The organism is Streptomyces sodiiphilus (assembly GCF_039529215.1).
Classification (GTDB): domain Bacteria; phylum Actinomycetota; class Actinomycetes; order Streptomycetales; family Streptomycetaceae; genus Streptomyces; species Streptomyces sodiiphilus.
Genome location: NZ_BAAAMJ010000030.1, coordinates 192,964 through 210,898 on the forward strand (window position 1 = coordinate 192,964; position 17,935 = coordinate 210,898).

10 protein-coding genes are annotated in these 17,935 nt (G+C 73.0%); 1 reads left to right on the forward strand and 9 read right to left on the reverse strand.

The window, feature by feature from the left end:
• Positions 1–19 precede the first annotated feature (19 nt).
• The 5 genes from pyk to ABD299_RS15170 form a co-directional block, all read right to left on the reverse strand.
• Positions 20–1,453: a pyruvate kinase gene (gene pyk, locus ABD299_RS15150; RefSeq protein ID WP_344262522.1), complete on the reverse strand. Its 1,434-nt coding sequence runs from the start codon at positions 1,451–1,453 to the stop codon at positions 20–22.
• Positions 1,454–1,539: 86 nt separating this feature from the next.
• The gene (locus tag ABD299_RS15155; RefSeq protein ID WP_344262524.1) at positions 1,540–2,973 is read right to left on the reverse strand and encodes a lysine N(6)-hydroxylase/L-ornithine N(5)-oxygenase family protein; all 1,434 of its coding nucleotides are present in this window, start codon (positions 2,971–2,973) and stop codon (positions 1,540–1,542) included.
• A complete protein-coding gene (locus ABD299_RS15160) occupies positions 2,970–4,448 on the reverse strand; it encodes a pyridoxal phosphate-dependent decarboxylase family protein (RefSeq protein ID WP_344262526.1) in 1,479 nt (492 codons plus the stop codon). The genes ABD299_RS15155 and ABD299_RS15160 overlap by 4 nt, the downstream gene beginning before the upstream one ends.
• Positions 4,449–4,635: 187 nt before the next feature.
• A complete protein-coding gene (gene pepN, locus ABD299_RS15165; protein WP_344262528.1) occupies positions 4,636–7,167 on the reverse strand; it encodes an aminopeptidase N in 2,532 nt (843 codons plus the stop codon).
• Positions 7,168–7,232: 65 nt separating this feature from the next.
• Entirely contained in the window at positions 7,233–7,568 is a 336-nt protein-coding gene (locus tag ABD299_RS15170; RefSeq protein ID WP_344262530.1) for a chorismate mutase, read from the reverse strand.
• 162 nt (positions 7,569–7,730) lie between these two features.
• Between ABD299_RS15170 and ABD299_RS15175 the strand changes: the two genes are divergently transcribed.
• Positions 7,731–8,858 (forward strand): serpin family protein, encoded by a 1,128-nt coding sequence (locus ABD299_RS15175; protein ID WP_344262532.1) that lies wholly within the window; start codon positions 7,731–7,733, stop codon positions 8,856–8,858.
• Between the two features lie 860 nt (positions 8,859–9,718).
• Here ABD299_RS15175 and ABD299_RS15180 read toward each other — a convergent pair.
• From ABD299_RS15180 to ABD299_RS15195, 4 genes are all read right to left on the reverse strand, one after another.
• Complete coding sequence (locus ABD299_RS15180) at positions 9,719–11,179, reverse strand: glutamate synthase subunit beta (RefSeq protein ID WP_344262534.1); 1,461 nt, start codon at positions 11,177–11,179, stop codon at positions 9,719–9,721.
• Positions 11,172–15,725 (reverse strand): glutamate synthase large subunit, encoded by a 4,554-nt coding sequence (gene gltB, locus ABD299_RS15185; RefSeq protein WP_344262536.1) that lies wholly within the window; start codon positions 15,723–15,725, stop codon positions 11,172–11,174. Before gltB ends, ABD299_RS15180 begins: the two co-directional genes overlap by 8 nt.
• 353 nt (positions 15,726–16,078) lie before the next feature.
• Complete coding sequence (gene lgt / locus ABD299_RS15190) at positions 16,079–17,038, reverse strand: prolipoprotein diacylglyceryl transferase (protein ID WP_344262732.1); 960 nt, start codon at positions 17,036–17,038, stop codon at positions 16,079–16,081.
• Positions 17,039–17,127: 89 nt separating this feature from the next.
• Positions 17,128–17,877 carry a DsbA family protein gene (locus ABD299_RS15195; RefSeq protein WP_344262538.1) on the reverse strand — a complete coding sequence of 250 codons (750 nt, stop codon included), beginning with the start codon at positions 17,875–17,877 and terminating at the stop codon, positions 17,128–17,130.
• Positions 17,878–17,935 lie beyond the last annotated feature (58 nt).

A 17,935-nucleotide genomic window follows, 5' to 3' on the forward strand; every position in this document is an offset into this window, starting at 1 on the left:
GGGCTGCCGGCCGACCGCTTCAGGCCGGGGGCTCGCCCCCGCCGACCCGGTGCACCCGCACCAGATTGGTCGTGCCGGCCACCCCCGGCGGGGATCCCGCGGTCATGACAACCACCTCCCCGCGGCGGCAGCGACCGCTGCTCAGCAGCAGCCGGTCCATCTGGTCGGCCATCTCGTCCGTGGACCGCACGGTGGGGACCAGGAAGGACTCCACCCCCCAGGTGAGACTCAGCTGCGCGTGAGTGGCCGGGTCCGGGGTGAAGGCGACGAGGGGGACGGGGGAACGGTAGCGGGACAGCCGCCGTGCCGTGTCACCGCTGAGCGTGAAGGCGGCCAGCAGCGAGGCACCCAGGAAGTCGCCGATCTCGGCGGCGGCCCGGGCCACCGCCCCGCTCTGGGTGCGCGGCTTGCTGCTCTGGACGAGCGGGGACAGCCCGCCGGAGAGCATCTCCTCCTCCGCCGCGGCCACGATCCGGGACATGGTCCGCACCGTCACGGCGGGATGGCGGCCGACGCTCGTCTCACCCGAGAGCATGACCGCGTCGGTGCCGTCCATCACGGCGTTGGCGACGTCGGACGCCTCGGCCCGGGTGGGCCGCGAGGAGTCGGTCATCGACTCCAGCATCTGGGTGGCGACGATCACCGGTTTGGCGTTGCGCCTGGCGAGCTGGACCGCCCTCTTCTGCACCAGCGGCACAGCCTCCAGCGGGGTCTCCACACCGAGGTCGCCGCGGGCCACCATGATGCCGTCGAAGGCGTCGACGATGTCCTGGAGGTTCTCCTCCGCCTGCGGCTTCTCGATCTTGGCGATGACGGGCAGGAACCGCCCCTCCTCCGCCATCACCCGGTGCACGTCCTTGATGTCGTCACCGGTGCGCACGAAGGACAGCGCCACGATGTCCACGCCGGTGCGCAGCGCCCAGCGCAGGTCGGCGACGTCCTTGGGCGACAGCGCCGGGACAGAGACGGCGACGCCGGGGAGATTGAGCCCTTTGTGGTCGGAGACCACCCCTCCCTCGACCACCACGGTGTGCACCCGGGGGCCGTCGACGGCGACGACATCGAGAGCCACCTTTCCGTCGTCGACGAGAATGCGCTCACCGGGCGAGACATCCGCCGCCAGGCCCGCATAGGTGGTGCCGCAACGGTTCTGATCGCCTTCCACGCTTTCGGTGGTGATGGTGAATGTGTCCCCGTTCTCGAGAAGCACGGGACCTTCCCGGAAACTCCCGAGTCTGATCTTCGGGCCCTGGAGATCCGCGAGAATACCCACCCCCCTCCCCGCCTGCGCCGCGGCACGGCGGACACGGTCGTACCTGAGTTCGTGCTCGGCATGCGCACCATGGCTGAGATTGAGCCGCGCCACGTCCATTCCGGCCTCCACGAGCGCGGCGATCTGCTCGTACGAGTCGGTGGCGGGCCCCAGGGTGCAGACGATTTTCGCTCGGCGCATGGCGACGACTCTACGACTTACCAATGAGTAGAGGAGCGCGCGAAGACGTCCGCACAACGGCTTCCGGATAACTTCCCGTTGACATTTCATGAATGTGCACGGGGGTGCTCGGATGAGCGGGCGGCGGATGTCTCTTCGTGCGCCCGGGGCTGCTGTCCCAGACCGAATGCGGTGAATGCGGTGCGCTCGGGCAGCGGATAGGGCGGATGCCCGGTGAGGGCGGCGAGAACGACCGCGCTGCGGTGGGCCACCAGGCCCAGATCGGGGGCACCGACCCCGTGGGTGTGGCGCTCGGCGTTCTGCACGAAGACGGCGCCGGTGACGGAGGGATCCAGCACCAGCCGGTAGTACTCGTCGATCCGCGGCCGCCCGGCGGAGTCCCTGCGGACGGCGTCGCCGAGCGGGGCGAGCAGGCGGTCCAGGGGGCGTTCCCGGTAGCCGGTGGCCAGCACCACGGCGTCCGTGACGAGCCCGGCGCGGGTGCCCTGCTCCGCGTGGGCCAGATCCAGCCCGATCCGTCCCTCCGCGGTGCGGAAGGCGGCGCGCACCGTGACGCCGGGCGTCAGGACGGTGTCCGGCCACCCCCCGTGCTGGGAGCGGCGGCACAGCTCGTCATGGACGGCCGCCAGGGTCTGGTGGTCCACCGCCTTGTACAGCTGCCATTGCCGGCCGGGCAGGGCATCGCGCACCGGCTCGGGAAGCGTGTGGAAGTACCGCGTGTAGTCGGGGGTGAAGTGCTCCAGGCCGAGCTTGCTGTACTCCATGGGTGCGAAGGCCGGGCTGCGGGCGAGCCAGTGCAGCCGCTCCGCCCCGGCCGGCCGGTGGCGCAGCAGGTCCAGGAAGACCTCCGCACCGGACTGGCCCGAGCCGACGACGGTGACGTGCCCGGCCGCCAGCAGGCGGTCGCGGTGCCGGAGGTAATCGGACGAGTGGACGACCGGCACCGACGGGTCGTCGGCCTGCCCCCGCAGCGCCTCGGGCACGTGCGGCGCGGTGCCCACCCCCAGGACCACGTTGCGGGCCCGGACCCGGCACGGTGCGGGCCGGGGCTCCCCGGCGGCGTCCGGACCCGGGCCGGGGGCCGCCCCGGTGCGGGTGACGTCGAGCACGAACAGACCGTCCGCGGCGTCCCAGCGCACCGCCTCCACCCGGTGGCCGAAGCGCAGTGACGGAAGCCGGCCGCTGACCCACCGGCAGTAGGCGTCGTACTCCGTGCGCAGCGGGTGCAGCCGTTCGGCGAAGTAGAAGGGGTACAGGCGCTGACGGTGCGCCAGGTAGCTGAGGAAACTGAACGGGCTGGTCGGATCGGCGAGGGTGACCAGGTCCGCCAGGAAGGGGACCTGCAGGGTGGTTCCCTCGATGAGCAGTCCCGGGTGCCAGTGGAAGGAGGGCCGCTGGTCGTGGAAGGCCGTGCGCAGCCCGGGGACCGGGTGGGCCAGGGCCGCCAGCGAGAGATTGGCCGGGCCGATCCCGACACCCGCCAGATCCAGCGGGGCCCCGGCCGACGGGTCGTGGGTCACCGGACGGCCCTCCGCGCCGGGGAGTGGACGGGACCGGCACCGCCCGCGGCGGCCTCGTGCACGAGTTTGATCAGGGCGGCCAGATCGTCCGGCTGGACGTGCGGGTTGAGCAGGGTGGCCTTGAGCCACAGGCGCTCCCGTCCGCCGGTATCGGGCGCGTGGGCGCGGCCCAGCACCGCGCGGCCGTCGGCAAGCAGCCGTCGGCGCACGGCGGCGACCAGCGCGTCGGTGGCTCCCGCGGGGCGGAACAGCACGGTGCTGAGGACCGGCCGGGTCCGCAGCTCCAGCCGGGGGTCGGAGTCCACCAGTGCCGCGAGCTGCGCGGCGGCCTCGCAGGTCCGGTCGATGAGCGCGCCGAGCCCTTCCTCCCCGAGCGCGCGGAGGGTGACAGCGATCTTGAGGATGTCGGGCCGCCGGGTGGTGCGCAGCGACCGGCCGAGGAGGTCGGGGAGTCCGGCCTCCGTGTCGTCGCCGGGGTTGAGGTATGCGGCGCGGTGTTCCAGGGGCTTCAGGAAGGCGCGGTCGGGCACCGTGAGCAGGCCCGCCGCGACCGGCTGCCAGCCGAGCTTGTGGAGGTCCAGCGTGACGCTGTGGGCACGGCCGAGGCCGTCGAGGAGATGCCGGCGGGCGGCACTGAACAGCAGTGGCCCGCCGTAGGCGGCGTCCACGTGCAGCCGGGCCCGGTGGGCGGCGGCGGTGGCGGCCAGTCCGGGCAGCGGGTCCACGGCGCCGCTGTCGGTGGTCCCGGCGGTGGCCACGACCAGCGCCGGGGCCCCGGGGTCCGGCGTGTCCCGCAGCGCCGTGTGCACGGCGGCCGGGTCGAGCGTTCCCGCCGGGGTGGGCAGGACATGCGGTGCCGGCAGTCCGAGCAGCCAGGCGGCGCGCAGCACGCTGTGGTGGGCATTGGCCCCGCACAGCACCCGCAGCCGGTGCCCGTCCCCGCTCGCCCCCGGTGCCTCCCGGGCCAGCAGGAGACCGAGCTGGTTGCCCTCGGTGCCGCCGGTGGTGACCAGTGCCGCGGGGTCCGGGCCGCCGGGGTGGACACGCCCGGCGAGCTCTTCGGTGACCAGGGTCTCCAGGGCCGAGGCGGCGGGGGCCTGATCCCAGGAGTCCATGGACGGGTTGAGTGCGGCGGCCGCGAGATCCGCCGCCGCGGCGACGGCCAGCGGGGGGCAGTGCAGGTGTGCCGCGCAGTGCGGGTCGGCAGGATCGGCGGCGCCCTCGGCCAGCAGGCCGACGAGTTCGCGCAGCGCCTCGTGGGCCCCGGTGCCCTGCCGGGGCAGGACGGGCGCGCAGCGGCAAGCGACCGCACGCCCCACGGCGCCGGGCCCGCCCGGGGGCAGGGGCCCGCAGCGGGCGTCCGCGCCATCGGCCAGGGCCTCCAGCACGGTGTGGAGCAGCGGCGCCAGCGCGCGGGGGCCGGCGGGTCCGCCGGCCAGCGACGCCGGATCCGGGGGAAGGTGTGGTGCGGGCACGGAGCGGCTCCCGTCGGCAAGGGTGCGGGCCCCGCACCACCGGGGCCGCCGGAGCGGTGCCCGGTGGGACCGGTGGTGCGGGGGGAGGACGCCCTCAAGTTAGGGGCGGGCGCCCTCCCCCGGCCGGGCTCCGGAGGTTCTTCCCCCGATCGGGGGACACCACGGCCCGTCTCCCGTCCCTGGCCGGTCAGCCGTGCCGCACCCGCAGCGCCCGCCGCATGTCGTCGAGCGCGTCGGTGAGCCGTCGGCGGAGCGTGGGGGTGAGTTCCGTCCCGGCGAGGTGCTCCTCCCCGAGCCGCAGGAGGCGGTCCGACCCGAAGACGTGCGGGAAGGCGTCGTTCACCGCGGCCTCGGCCAGGGCGTGGCCGCGCCGCTCGGCCAGCGCGACGGCGGCCGGGAACCAGCGTTCGGTCCAGGGCTGCAGCAGTTCGTGCTGCTCAGGGTGCCAGAACCCCTGGCCGGTGGCCGAGAACAGACGGTTGGAGAGCGTGTCGGCCTCACCGAACATCGCCTCCCAGGCCGCCTCCTTGGCGCCGCTGTCGGGCAGCGCGGCCCGGCAGCGGGCGGCTCCCTGCTCACCGGCGGCGCTCGGGTCGCGTCCGGCCTCCGCCTGGATCTCCCGCGGGTCGGTGGCCCCGAGCACGGCGAGGCGGTGCAGCAGCAGCCAGCGCAGTTCGGGATCGAGCACCGGCCCGCCGGGCACGCTTCCCGCCTCCCACCAGGCGCGCAGCGTGCCGGGGGCGGTGGCGGAGCGGATCGCGACGCGGACGGCGGTGAGTCTGCGCCCCGGGTCGCCGCCGTCCTCGGTGCGGGCCAGCAGTTCCCCGGCCAGCTCGCCGAGGAGACCGAGGGCCTCACCGCGCCGGGAGGCGGGCAGGTAGCGGTCGGCGATCTGGCCGCGGGCGAAGTCCAGCACACCCTCGACGATGGCCAGGTCCGGCTCCGCGGCCAGGTTCCGGCGGGCGGTGCCGAGGTACTCCATCGGGTCGAGTTCGGCGTCGCGCACCATGTCGCGGGCGGCGTTCCACACCACGGACCGCGTCAGCGATCCGGGCAGCGAGGGAAGGACCTGCCGCGCGGTCCGCCAGGAGACGGGGTCCAGGCGGACCTTCGCGTAGGTGAGATCCGTGTCGTTGACGACGAGGAGGTCGGGGCGGGGCCCGGGGAAGGTGTGCTCACCGGTGCCGTCGCCGGCGGGCAGGTCGATCGCGGTGCGTTCGCGCAGGACCACGGTGCCCGTGTCACGGCCGCCGCCCTCGGCGGGGGCCAGGTCGTACGCCCCCAGCAGCAGCCGGTGCGGACGGCCCCCGGTGTGCCGCAGCCGCAGCCGCCAGCCGTCGCCGCTGTCCGCACCGCCGGTGATCTCGGGAGTGAGGGTGTCGGGGCCGCTGGTGCGCAGCCAGCGGGCGGCCCAGCCCTGGACATCGCGGCCGGACGCGCGGGCCAGGGAGTCGATGAAGTCGGCGAGGGTCGCGTTGCCGAAACGGTGGCGGGCGAAGTGGTCGTTGATGCCGGCCAGGAAGTCCTTCTCCCCCAGCCACGCCACGAGCTGACGGAGGGCCGAGGCCCCCTTGGCGTAGGAGATGCCGTCGAAGTTGAGCCACGCGGCGGCGGTGTCGGGGACGTCGTCGGGTTCGGGGGCGACGGGGTGGGTGGAGGGCCGCTGGTCGGCGTCGTATCCCCAGCCCTTGCGGCGGACGGCGAACTCGGTCCAGGTGTCGCGGTAACCGGTGGCCTCGCTGAGCACCTGGTATCCCATGTACTCGGCGAAGGACTCGTTCAGCCAGATGTCGTCCCACCAGCGGAGGGTGACCAGGTCACCGAACCACATGTGGGCCATTTCGTGGGCGATGACCATGCCCCGGGTCTGCCGCTGGGTGGCCGTGACCGCCGACCGGAAGACGAACTCGTCGCGGAAGGTGACCAGTCCGGGGTTCTCCATGGCTCCCGCGTTGAACTCAGGGACGAACGCCTGGTCGTAGGAGTCGAACGGGTAGGGCTCGTCGAAGATCTCGTGATACCGGTCGTAGCAGCGCCGGGTGATGTCGAGGATCTCCTCGGCGTCGGCGTCGAGGTGAGCGGCGAGGGAACGCCGCACGTGCAGGCCGAAGGGCAGGCCGGCGTGCTCGGTGCGCACCGAGTGCCACGGTCCTGCGGCCACCGCCAGCAGATAGGTGCTCAGGGGCGGGGTGGGAGCGCACGTCCAGCGCCCCGGTTCCCCCTCCGCCCGGGTGGCGACACCGTTGGCCAGGACTGTCCAGTCCGGCGGGGCGGTGACGGTCACCTCGAGGACGGCCTTGAGGTCGGGCTGGTCGAAGCACGCGTAGACCAGGGGAGCCTCGGTCAGCGCGCACATGGTGTACAGGTAGGTGTGCCCGTCGGCGGGGTCGGTGAAGCGGTGCATGCCCTCCCCGGTGCGGGAGTAGGGCATGTCGGCCTCGACGCGCAGTTCGTGGTCTCCGGCAGTCAGTCCCGGAAGCGGCAGACGGCCGTCCGCCAGCGTCCCGGGATCCAGTTCCCGGCCGTCGAGCACCGCGCGGCGCAGCGCGGCCGGACGGAGTTCGGCGAAGGTGTCGCCGTCCCGGACGGCGGCGAAACGGATGATGGTGGTGGAGCCGAAGGTCTGCTCTCCGCGGGTGAGGTCGAGGTCGATCGTGTACCGGTCGACGGCGAGCATCTCCGCACGGGTCTGCGCCTCGTCGCGCGTAAGGGGTGCCATGCGCTCATGCTGCCGTACCGGCCGGGCCCGGTGAAAGCGGGTTCGCGCCCGGCGGGCGGCCCTCCTCAGGGGCGGTCCGGCCCGCCCTGCGGTTCCGGGTGGCCGGCGATCGTCTCGTGGTGGCGGATCACTTCGGCGATGATGAAGTTGAGCAGCTTCTCGGCGAACGCCGGGTCGAGCCGGGCGTTCTCGGCGAGCCGGCGCAGCCGGGCGATCTGCCGGGCCTCCCGGGCCGGATCGGCGGGCGGCAGATCGTGAGCGGCCTTGAGCCGGCCGACCTGCTGGGTGCACTTGAAGCGCTCGGCGAGCATGTGCACCACCGCCGCGTCGATGTTGTCGATGCTCTCGCGCAGCCGGCCGAGTTCCGCGGCCACAGTCTCGTCGATGTCGCTGTACGTCACAGTCGGGACTCTATGCCGGGACGTCCCGGCGGCGCCGCCGGTCGCCGCACAGTGAGATCGCCCGGCGGCCGGGGAGGGACGCGCGGCACGGACGGCGGTTGCGGCCCCGGCCCGGTGGTGAGACGCACAATGGCCCTGGCGGACGACCGACGGAGTGCGAACGTGACGCAGCAAGGGCTCACCGGACACGCGGAGGCCATCGGCGCACTGGCCCGCCGGTGGCTGGAGGTGTCCGCGGACGGCCCGGACCCGGCCCGGCCGGGCGGGGATCTCGTCTGCTCCCCGGCGGGCCTGTGGCTGACTCTGGCGGCCCTCGCGGCCGGGGCGCGCGGCGGGACGGCGGCGGAGCTGGAGGGGCTGCTGGGCACCGCCGGCCGGCCGGCGGCTCCCGCCGTGACGGCGGTGGCGCGGGCGCTGGCCCGGACGGACGCGCTGGCCTGCGGGACCGCGGTGTGGACGCGCGAACCGGTGCACACGGCGTACCGGGACGGGCTGCCCTGCGTCGGCTTCGGAGAGCTGGAAAAGCTCACCGGCGGACGCCTGGACGACTGGGTACGGGAAGCGACCGGGGGCCGGATCGGGCACCTGCCGCTCCAGCCGGCCGCCGGTACTCAGCTGCTGCTGGTGAACGTGCTGGCGCTGACCGCCCGCTGGCAGACCCCCTTCGACCCGGCGGGCACCGCGATGCGTCCGTTCACCGACGTGGCCGGGACCACCGCGCCGGTGCGCACGATGCGCGGACCGGTACCGGGCGCCGACGCGTGGCTGGTGCCGGGACACGGCGCGGCGGTAGTCCAGCTGCGGTGCTCCACCGGGGGCGGCGGGCTGCCGGCGGTGGTCCGCTTCGTGCTGGGGCCCCCGGGCGCACCGGCGCCCGAGGTGCTGCCGGCGGCCTGGGCGGACCCGGGCCGCCGGGAGGCTGTGGACGCGGACGAGGTGTCGGTGTCGCTGCCCCGCCACCGGCTGCGGAGCAGCTGGGAGGTGACGGACCGGCTGGCCGCTCTGGGGGCCGGTTCGGCGGTCTCGGACGCGGCCGACTTCTCCGGGCTCTCGCCGGGCCGGCTGCGGATCGACCGGGTGGTCCAGGAATGCGTGCTGGCGGTCGCCGAGGAGGGCGTGGAGGCGGCTGCCGCCACGGCGGTGACGATGGTGCGGGCCGCGTTCCGCCGCGCGCGACACGTGCGGCACCTGGCCTTCGACCGGCCGTTCGGGGTGGTGGTGCTGGACGGCGAGGGCTCGGTACCGCTGTTCACCGCCTGGCAGGCCCGGCTGCCGCGGGACCCCGGCTGATCCCGGGCCGCCGCTTCCCGGCGGCCCTGCCCTTCCGTCACCCGGCTCCTCCGGAGCGGGAGATCCGGACCGGTCGGGTTTCTGCCGGGGGAACGGAACCCATCCGTCCGCTCGTCCGTCACACCCCCATGCCGAAGATCAAGGAGGTGCGTGTCATGCGCAGGACCACGATACTGCCGCTGGTGGCAATCGCCGCACTGGTGCTCGCCGGGTGCGGCGAGGAGAGCGCCCAGGAACCGTCGCGGGACGCGGATGCCACGGAGGGCNGGACGCCGGCGGCCAGGAACCCGGGGCTGCCTCCCGCGCCGCCTTCGACGAGCGGGCGGAACAGATCGCGGCCGACTGGCCCGAGGTGGAGCCGTCGGTGGGCGGCGGGCAGGACCTGCTGCCGCTGGAGGGCGCGGACCCGCCCGCCTCTTCGGATGCCGAGGGCCTCACCGTGCAGGTCGGGCACGGCGACTGCGACGCGGACTTCGGCGTCTGGGTGAAGGAGACCGAGGACCTGGTGATCCTCGGCGGCTGGTCGGTGCCCGACCCGGAGGCCGAGGTGTGCAACGACATGCTGGTCATCGACCCGGTGGAGGTCGAGCTCGACGCGGAGCTGGGCGGGCGGGTCGTGGTGGACGCCGTCCATGGCACGGACCTGTTCGAGGAGCGCTTCCCGCCGCTTGACTGACAGGCCGCGGGCCGGGCCGGTGCATCCCGGCCCGCACCGCCGCGGCGTCCGTTCCCGGCCGTCCGGCCGGGCAGGGCATCGCGGCACCGGCCGCGCCACCGGGTGCGGCCGCCACCGCGGCCGCCGGGCTTCGCTGACGGGCCCGGCGGCCGCGGAACGGACCGCCCGGCCACGCCGCGTCAGGTCATACGGTCAGGGCGCGGTCGGTGGGGCGCACCGGGTAGGGCAGCGCGCTGCCGCCGGTCAGATAGCTGTCCACGCCGCGGGCCGCGGCCCGGCCCTCGGCAACGGCCCACACGATCAGGGACTGGCCCCGGCCGGCGTCACCGGCCACGAAGACCCCGTCCACATTGGTCGCGTAGTCGCCGTCCCGGGCGATGTTGCCCCGCTCGTCGAGCTCCAGACCGAACTGCTCGACCAGCCCGTTCTCCCGGTCCGGGCCGGTGAACCCCATGGCCAGGGTGACCAGCTGGGCCGGGATCCTGCGCTCGGTGCCCGACACCGGCACCGGGCGGCCGCCGGTGAACTCCACCTCCACCATGTGCAGCCACTGCACATGGCCGTCCTCGTCCCCCTCGAAATGGGTGGTGGACACGGAGTAGACCCGCTCGCCGCCCTCCTCATGGGCGGAGGTGACCTTGTAGGTCATCGGGAAGGTCGGCCAGGGCTGGTTCTCCGGGCGGTCCACTCCGGGCTGCGGCATGATCTCCAGCTGGGTGACGGAGGCCGCCCCCTGCCGGTGAGCGGTGCCGACGCAGTCCGCGCCGGTGTCACCGCCGCCGATGACCACCACGTGCTTGCCCTCGGCGGAGATGGGCGAGGTGATGAAGTCGCCCTCCTGCACCTTGTTGGCCAGCGGAAGGTACTCCATCGCCTGGTGCACGCCCTTGAGCTCGCGTCCGGGCACCGGCAGATCCCGCGCGGTGGTGGCACCCGCGGCGATGACCACCGCGTCGTACCGCTTGCGCAGCCGGGCCGCGTCGATGTCGCGGCCGACCTCCACCCCGGTGCGGAACTTCGTGCCCTCCGCGCGCATCTGCTCGATGCGGCGGTTGATGTGGCGCTTCTCCATCTTGAACTCGGGGATGCCGTACCGCAGCAGGCCGCCGATCCGGTCCGCGCGCTCGTAGACGGCGACGGTGTGCCCGGCGCGCGTCAGCTGCTGGGCGGCGGCCAGCCCGGCCGGCCCGGAACCGATGACGGCGACCGTCTTCCCGGACAGCCGCTCGGGGGGCTGCGGGATGACGTGCCCCGACTCCCACGCCTTGTCGATGATGGTGACCTCGACGTTCTTGATGGTCACCGCGGGCTGGTTGATGCCCAGCACGCAGGCGGACTCGCACGGCGCCGGGCACAGCCGCCCGGTGAACTCCGGGAAGTTGTTGGTGGCGTGCAGCCGCTCGCTGGCGGCCGCCCAGTCCTCGCGGTAGGCGTAGTCGTTCCACTCGGGGATGAGATTCCCCAGCGGGCAGCCGTTGTGGCAGAACGGGATGCCGCAGTCCATGCAGCGGCCGGCCTGCTTGCTGATGACCGGCAGCAGGGAGCCGGGGACGTAGACCTCGTTCCAGTCCTTGACGCGCTCGGCGACGGGACGGCTCCGCGCGCCCTCGCGCTCGGTGGTGAGAAAGCCCTTCGGGTCAGCCATGGGTCGCCGCCTCCATCATCTTCTCGTGGGTCTCGGACTCGCTGAGTCCAGCTCGCTCGGCGGCGTCCTTGGCGGCGAGCACGGCCTTGTACGTGATCGGCATGATCTTGCCGAACCGGGCAACGGCGGCCTCCCAGTCGCCCAGCAGCCCGGCGGCGACGGTGGAGCCGGTCTCCTCGGCGTGGCGGCGCACCACGTCGTGCAGCCACTCGCGGTCCTCGACGGTCAGCTCCTCCACGGCGACGAAGCCGGGGTTGACCCGCTCCGGGGCCAGATCGAGGACATAGGCGATGCCCCCCGACATGCCGGCCGCGAAGTTGCGCCCGGTCTCGCCCAGTACGACGGCCCGGCCCCCGGTCATGTACTCGCAGCCGTGGTCGCCCACACCCTCGGCGACCACCGTGGCACCGGAGTTGCGCACGCAGAAGCGCTCGCCGACCCGGCCGCGCAGGAACAGCTCGCCGCCGGTGGCCCCGTAGGCGAGGGTGTTGCCCGCGATGGTGGAGTACTCCGCCAGGTGGTCGGCCGCGCGGTCCGGGCGGACGATCAGCCGCCCGCCGGACAGGCCCTTGCCGACGTAGTCGTTGGCATCGCCCTCCAGCCGCAGGGTCACACCGCGCGGCACGAAGGCGCCGAAGGACTGCCCCGCGGAGCCGGTGAAGGTGATGTCGATGGTGTCGTCCGGCAGGCCGGCGCCACCGAACCTCTTGGTCACCTCGTGACCCAGCATGGTGCCGACCGTGCGGTTGATGTTGCGGATCGCGACCTGGGCGCGCACCGGCTGTGCGGCCTCGGCGCTCCCGGCCTCCAGGGCGTCGGCGGCCAGCTTGATCAGCTGGTTGTCCAGCGCCTTCTCCAGCCCGTGGTCCTGGACGGTGGCGCAGTGCCGGGCGGCGCCCTCGGGAAGCTGCGGGACGTGCAGCAGCGGGTCCAGATCCAGGCCGGCCGCCTTCCAGTGGTTCACGGCGCGGGAGGTGTCCAGCAGTTCGGCGTGGCCGACCGCCTCCTCCAGGGTGCGGAAGCCCAGCGCGGCCAGCAGCTCGCGGACCTCCTCGGCCACGAACTCGAAGAAGTTCACCACGTGCTCGGCCTTGCCGGCGTAGCGCCCGCGCAGCACCGGGTTCTGGGTGGCGATACCGACCGGGCAGGTGTCCAGGTGACACACCCGCATCATGATGCAGCCGGAGACCACCAGCGGCGCGGTGGAGAAACCGAACTCCTCGGCGCCCAGCAGGGCGGCGATCAGGACGTCGCGGCCCGTCTTCAGCTGGCCGTCGGTCTGCACCACGATCCGGTCGCGCAGCCCGTTGAGCAGCAGCGTCTGCTGGGTCTCGGCCAGGCCGAGCTCCCAGGGGCCGCCCGCGTGCTTGAGGGAGGTCAGCGGCGAGGCCCCGGTGCCGCCGTCGTGCCCGGAGATCAGGACAACATCGGCGTGCGCCTTGGAGACTCCGGCGGCCACGGTGCCCACACCGACCTCGGAGACCAGCTTCACATGGACACGGGCCGACGGGTTGGCGTTCTTCAGGTCGTGGATCAGCTGGGCGAGATCCTCGATGGAGTAGATGTCGTGGTGCGGCGGAGGCGAGATCAGCCCGACGCCCGGCGTGGAGTGCCTCGTCCTGGCGACCCACGGGTAGACCTTGTGGCCGGGCAGCTGGCCGCCCTCTCCCGGCTTGGCGCCCTGGGCCATCTTGATCTGGATGTCGTCGGCGTTGGACAGGTACTCGCTGGTGACGCCGAACCGGCCGGAGGCGACCTGCTTGATCGCGCTGCGCCGCTCCGGGTCGTACAGGCGGTCGGGGTCCTCCCCGCCCTCACCGGTGTTGGACTTGGCGCCCAGCCGGTTCATGGCGATGGCCAGCGTCTCGTGCGCCTCCTGGGAGATGGAGCCGTAGGACATCGCTCCGGTGGAGAACCGCTTGACGATCTCGCTGACCGGCTCGACCTCCTCCAGCGGAACCGGCGGGCGCTCACCCTCCTTGAACCGGAACAGGCCGCGCAGCGTCATCAGCCGCTCGGACTGCTCGTTCACCCGCTCGGTGTACTGCTTGAAGATGTCGTAGCGGCGCTGCCGGGTGGAGTGCTGGAGCCGGAAGACGGTGTCCGGGTCGAACAGGTGCGGTTCGCCCTCCCGGCGCCACTGGTACTCGCCGCCGATCTCCAGGTTCCGGTGGGCCGGGGCGATGCCGGATGCCGGGTAGGCCTTGGCGTGCCGGGCGGCGACCTCCTGGGCAATGACGCCGATCCCCACGCCGCCGATCTTGGTGGTGGTGCCGTGGAAGTACGTGTCGGCGAACTCCTGGTCCAGGCCGATGGCCTCGAACACCTGAGCTCCGCGGTAGGAGGCCACCGTGGAGATGCCCATCTTGGACATGACCTTCAGCACGCCCTTGCCGAGCGCCAGGATCAGGTTGCGGATGGCGGTCTCCGGCTCCATGCCGGGCAAGTAGGTGCCGCGCGCGACGAGGTCCTCCACCGACTCCATGGCCAGGTAGGGGTTGACCGCGGCGGCACCGTAGCCGATGAGCAGCGCGACATGGTGCACCTCGCGCACGTCGCCCGCCTCCACCAGCAGGCCGATCTGGGTGCGCTGCTTGGTGCGGATGAGGTGGTGGTGGACGGCCGAGGTGAGCAGCAGGGAGGGGATGGGGGCGTGCTCGGCGTCGGAGTGCCGGTCGGAGAGCACGATCACGCGCGCGCCGTCGGCGATGGCCGCGTCCGCCTCGGCACAGATCTCGTCGAGGCGGGCGGCCAGGGCCCGGCCGCCGCCGGCCACCCGGTACAGGCCGGAGAGGGTGGCGGAGTCGAAGCCGGGCAGGTTGCCGTCGGCGTTGATGTGGATGAGCTTGGCCAGCTCGTCGTTGTCGATCACCGGGAAGGGCAGCGTGACGCTGCGGCAGGCCGCCGCGGTGGGCGCCAGCAGATTGCCCTGCGGGCCCAGCGACGAGTGCAGGGAGGTGACGAGCTCCTCCCTGATGGCGTCCAGCGGCGGGTTGGTGACCTGCGCGAACAGCTGGGTGAAGTAGTCGAAGATCAGCCGGGGGCGGTCCGAGAGCGCGGCGATGGGGGTGTCGGTGCCCATGGAGCCGATCGGTTCGGCTCCGGTCCTGGCCATAGGCGTCAGGAGGATCCGCAGCTCCTCCTCGGTGTACCCGAAGGTCTGCTGGCGCCGGGTGACCGAGGCGTGGGTGTGCACGATGTGTTCGCGGTCGGGCAGGTCGGCCAGCTCGATGAGCCCGGCCTCCAGCCACTCGCCGTAGGGGCGCTCGGCGGCCAGCCCGGCCTTGATCTCGTCGTCCTCGACGATGCGGTGCTCGGCGGTGTCGACCAGGAACATACGGCCCGGCTGGAGGCGGCCCTTGCGGACCACCCTGGCCGGCTCGATGTCCAGCACGCCGACTTCCGAGGACAGCACGACCAGCCCGTCGTCGGTGACCCAGTACCGGCCCGGGCGCAGACCGTTGCGGTCCAGTACGGCGCCGACCTGGACGCCGTCGGTGAAGGTGACGCAGGCCGGGCCGTCCCAGGGCTCCATCAGGGTGGAGTGGTACTGGTAGAAGGCGCGCCGCGCCGGGTCCATCGACTCGTGGTTCTCCCACGCCTCGGGGACCATCATGAGCACCGCGTGCGGCAGCGTCCGGCCGCCCAGGTGCAGCAGTTCCAGGGCCTCGTCGAAGGTCGCGGAGTCGGAGGCTCCCGGGGTGCAGACCGGGAACACCCGCTCCAGCGCGCCTTCGGGGAACAGGTCGCTGGCGAGCATGGACTCCCGGGCACGCATCCAGTTGCGGTTGCCCTGGACGGTGTTGATCTCACCGTTGTGGGCCACGAACCGGTAGGGGTGCGACAGCGGCCAGCTCGGGAAGGTGTTGGTGGAGAACCGGGAGTGCACCAGCGCGATGGCCGAGGCGAGACGGCGGTCGGAGAGGTCCGGGAAGAACGGCTCCAGCTGTCCGGTGGTGAGCATGCCCTTGTAGACGAGCGTGCGGGAGGACAGCGAGGGGAAGTAGACGCCGGCCTCGCGCTCGGCGCGCTTGCGCAGCAGGAAAGCGAGACGGTCGAGCTCCAGGCCCGCCCGCTCGCCCGCGGCGTCCGCGACGAACAGCTGCCGGAAGGCGGGCATGACCTCGCGGGCCGCGGCGCCCAGCAGCTGGGGGGCGACAGGGACCTCGCGCCAGCCGAGCACCGTCAGGCCCTCTTCGCCTGCCATCGTCTCGATGGTGGCCGCGGCGCCCGCGGCGGCGTCCGCCTCGGCGGGCAGGAAGGCCATGCCGACGGCGTAGCGGCCGGCGGCGGGAAGTGTGAAGGGCACGGCTTCCCGCAGGAAGGCGTCGGGCACCTGGAGGAGAATGCCCGCGCCGTCGCCGGTGTCGGGGTCGCGGCCGGTGGCGCCCCGGTGCTCCAGGTTGCGGAGCACGGTGAGCGCCTGATCGACGAGGTCGTGGCTGGCCTCACCGGTCAGGGTGGCGACGAAGCCGACGCCACAGGCGTCGTGCTCGTTGCCCGGGTCGTACATCCCCTGCTTGGCCGGGTGGGACGCAGAACGCATCGGCTCTCCCGTCGTCGTCTCTTGGCAAGTTGCGTGTTGCCGAGGGACGACGTTGGCCCTGGCGTTCAAAAATTTTCGTGCAGGTTACACGATGCGGCCATTCCCGGGGAGCGGAGAAACCCCGTCCACGATGCGGACGACGCTGTGGCAGGGGCCGCTTCCGGGAAGGGCGGGCGAGCCACCCGGGAGGAACGGATGGCGGCGAGCGTCACTGCTCGGGGGCCCTGGGGTCATGCCCCCTGAACGGCGGGCGAAACCCCTGGGTAACAAAGCACACCCACACGCGGGCGCGCAAGCCTCGAAGAGCCGGGGCATGGGAGCCCCGGCTCTTCGGACCGTGTGTCGCGGCGCGGTTACTCGCCGGGGCGTCCTCCGGCGGGCTTCCCCGCCGCCTTTCCGGCCCGCTCGCGCTCCGGTTCCCCGGCACCGGCGTCGCCGGCCTCGCCTCCGGTGCTCTCCTCCGTCGGCTCACGCTCCGAGCCGTCCTCGTCCGCCCCGCCCTCGGGGGCCGGCTCCACCACGTCCTCACGGCCCGGACGGCGCCGGGCGGAGATCACGAAGTACGCCACCGCGGCGAGAAAGACGACGACCGCGGTCCAGTTGTTCAGCCGCAGGCCGAGGAACTCGTGGGCCTCGTCGATGCGCAGGTACTCGATCCAGAACCGGCCCACCGTGTAGGCGGCCACGTACAGGGCGAAGGCCCGGCCGTGCCCGAGCCGGAACCGGCGGTCGGCCCAGATCACCAGCACGGCGACCCCGACGCACCACAGCGACTCGTACAGGAAGGTGGGATGGAAGGTGCCGGTGTCGACGTTGTTGTCGATCTCCACCGCCCACGGCAGATCGGTGGGGCGCCCGTACAACTCCTGGTTGAACCAGTTCCCCCAGCGCCCGATGGCCTGGGCCAGGGCGATGCCGGGAGCCACCGCGTCGGCCATCGCCGGCAGCGGGATGCCCCTGCGGCGGCAGGCGATCCAGGCTCCGACCGCACCGCCGGCGATGGCTCCCCAGATACCGATGCCGCCGTCCCAGATGCGGATGGCGTCGACCGGGTTCCGGCCCTCGCCGAAGTAGAGCTGGTAGTCGGTGATCACGTGGTACAGCCGGGCACCGATCAGTCCGGACGGCACCGCCCAGACGGCGATGTCCGCCACCGTCCCGGCCCGGCCGCCGCGGGCGACCCAGCGCCGACCGCCGAGCCAGATCGCGACGAAGACACCGACGATGATGCACAGCGCGTAACCGCGCAGGGGCAGGGGCCCGAGATGAATCTCACTGGTCCCGGGGCTGGGGATAGAGGCAAGGATCTCCATGGTGTCCCCGACGCTACCGCGCCGGTGCCCCCGGCCGGAATCCGCGGGGCCGATCCCGTCCCGTGTCACACACCTTCCTCACCACCGCGTCACCCCTCCTCACCGGCCAGTTCGTCGACCCTCTCGCGCAGCCGCTGGGGAGTCAGCGGGTCGGACGGGTCGCCGTAGATGTTCTCGCCGTTCAGCAGGACCGTCGGGGTGGCCTGGTAGGACGACTGGCGGAACGCGTTGTTCGAGCGCTCCACCCAGTCGTCGTGGGTACCGTCCCGCACGCACGAGCGGAAGCTCTCGGTGTCCAGCTCCTCGATCCCGGCGGCCAGGTCGATCAGCCGGTCCTTGTCCCCGAAGGCGTCCGCGGACTCCGGAGGCTGGTTGTCGTACAGGACGTCGTGATACTCCGTGAAGGCGCCCTCGTCGCGGGCGCAGGCGGCGGCGTTCGCCGCGAACTGCGAGCCGTCCCCGCCGAGGTTCCCGTCGATGATGGTGACCAGGTGGTACTCCGTGCGCAGCTTGCCCTCCTCGGTCAGCTCCCCGATGGTGTCCCGGAAGGAGATCTCGAACTGGGCACAGGCCGGACACCGGAAGTCCTCGTAGATGCTCAGCGTCGCGGGCGCCCGGGCCGACCCCACGGCGATCGGGTCGGCGGGACCGTCGGCGTCCCCGTTGCCGCCCTGGCCGGCCGCGATGTAGCCCACCACGGCCGCGACACCGAGAACGGCGAGCGCGACACCGAGCACCTTGGCCACCCGCAACCGCCGCTCGGCCGCCTTCTCCCGCCGGCGGTCCTCCAGCAGCCGCTCACGGGCGGTGCTCTTCCCCTCACGGTTCTTCTGGCTCATGCCCGGGCCAACGACCCGGGCACGGGCAGGACACGGCCCGCGGCGGCACATCTTCCGG

What these genes read in the sequence shown, in the direction of transcription:
- pyk (WP_344262522.1), bottom strand. Translation starts at nt 1,453, where the DNA reads ATGCGCCGAGCGAAAATCGTCTGCACCCTGGGGCCCGCCACCGACTCG.
- pepN (WP_344262528.1), bottom strand. Translation starts at nt 7,167, where the DNA reads ATGGCACCCCTTACGCGCGACGAGGCGCAGACCCGTGCGGAGATGCTC.
- ABD299_RS15180 (WP_344262534.1), bottom strand. Translation starts at nt 11,179, where the DNA reads ATGGCTGACCCGAAGGGCTTTCTCACCACCGAGCGCGAGGGCGCGCGG.
- gltB (WP_344262536.1), bottom strand. Translation starts at nt 15,725, where the DNA reads ATGCGTTCTGCGTCCCACCCGGCCAAGCAGGGGATGTACGACCCGGGC.
- lgt (WP_344262732.1), bottom strand. Translation starts at nt 17,038, where the DNA reads ATGGAGATCCTTGCCTCTATCCCCAGCCCCGGGACCAGTGAGATTCAT.
- ABD299_RS15195 (WP_344262538.1), bottom strand. Translation starts at nt 17,877, where the DNA reads ATGAGCCAGAAGAACCGTGAGGGGAAGAGCACCGCCCGTGAGCGGCTG.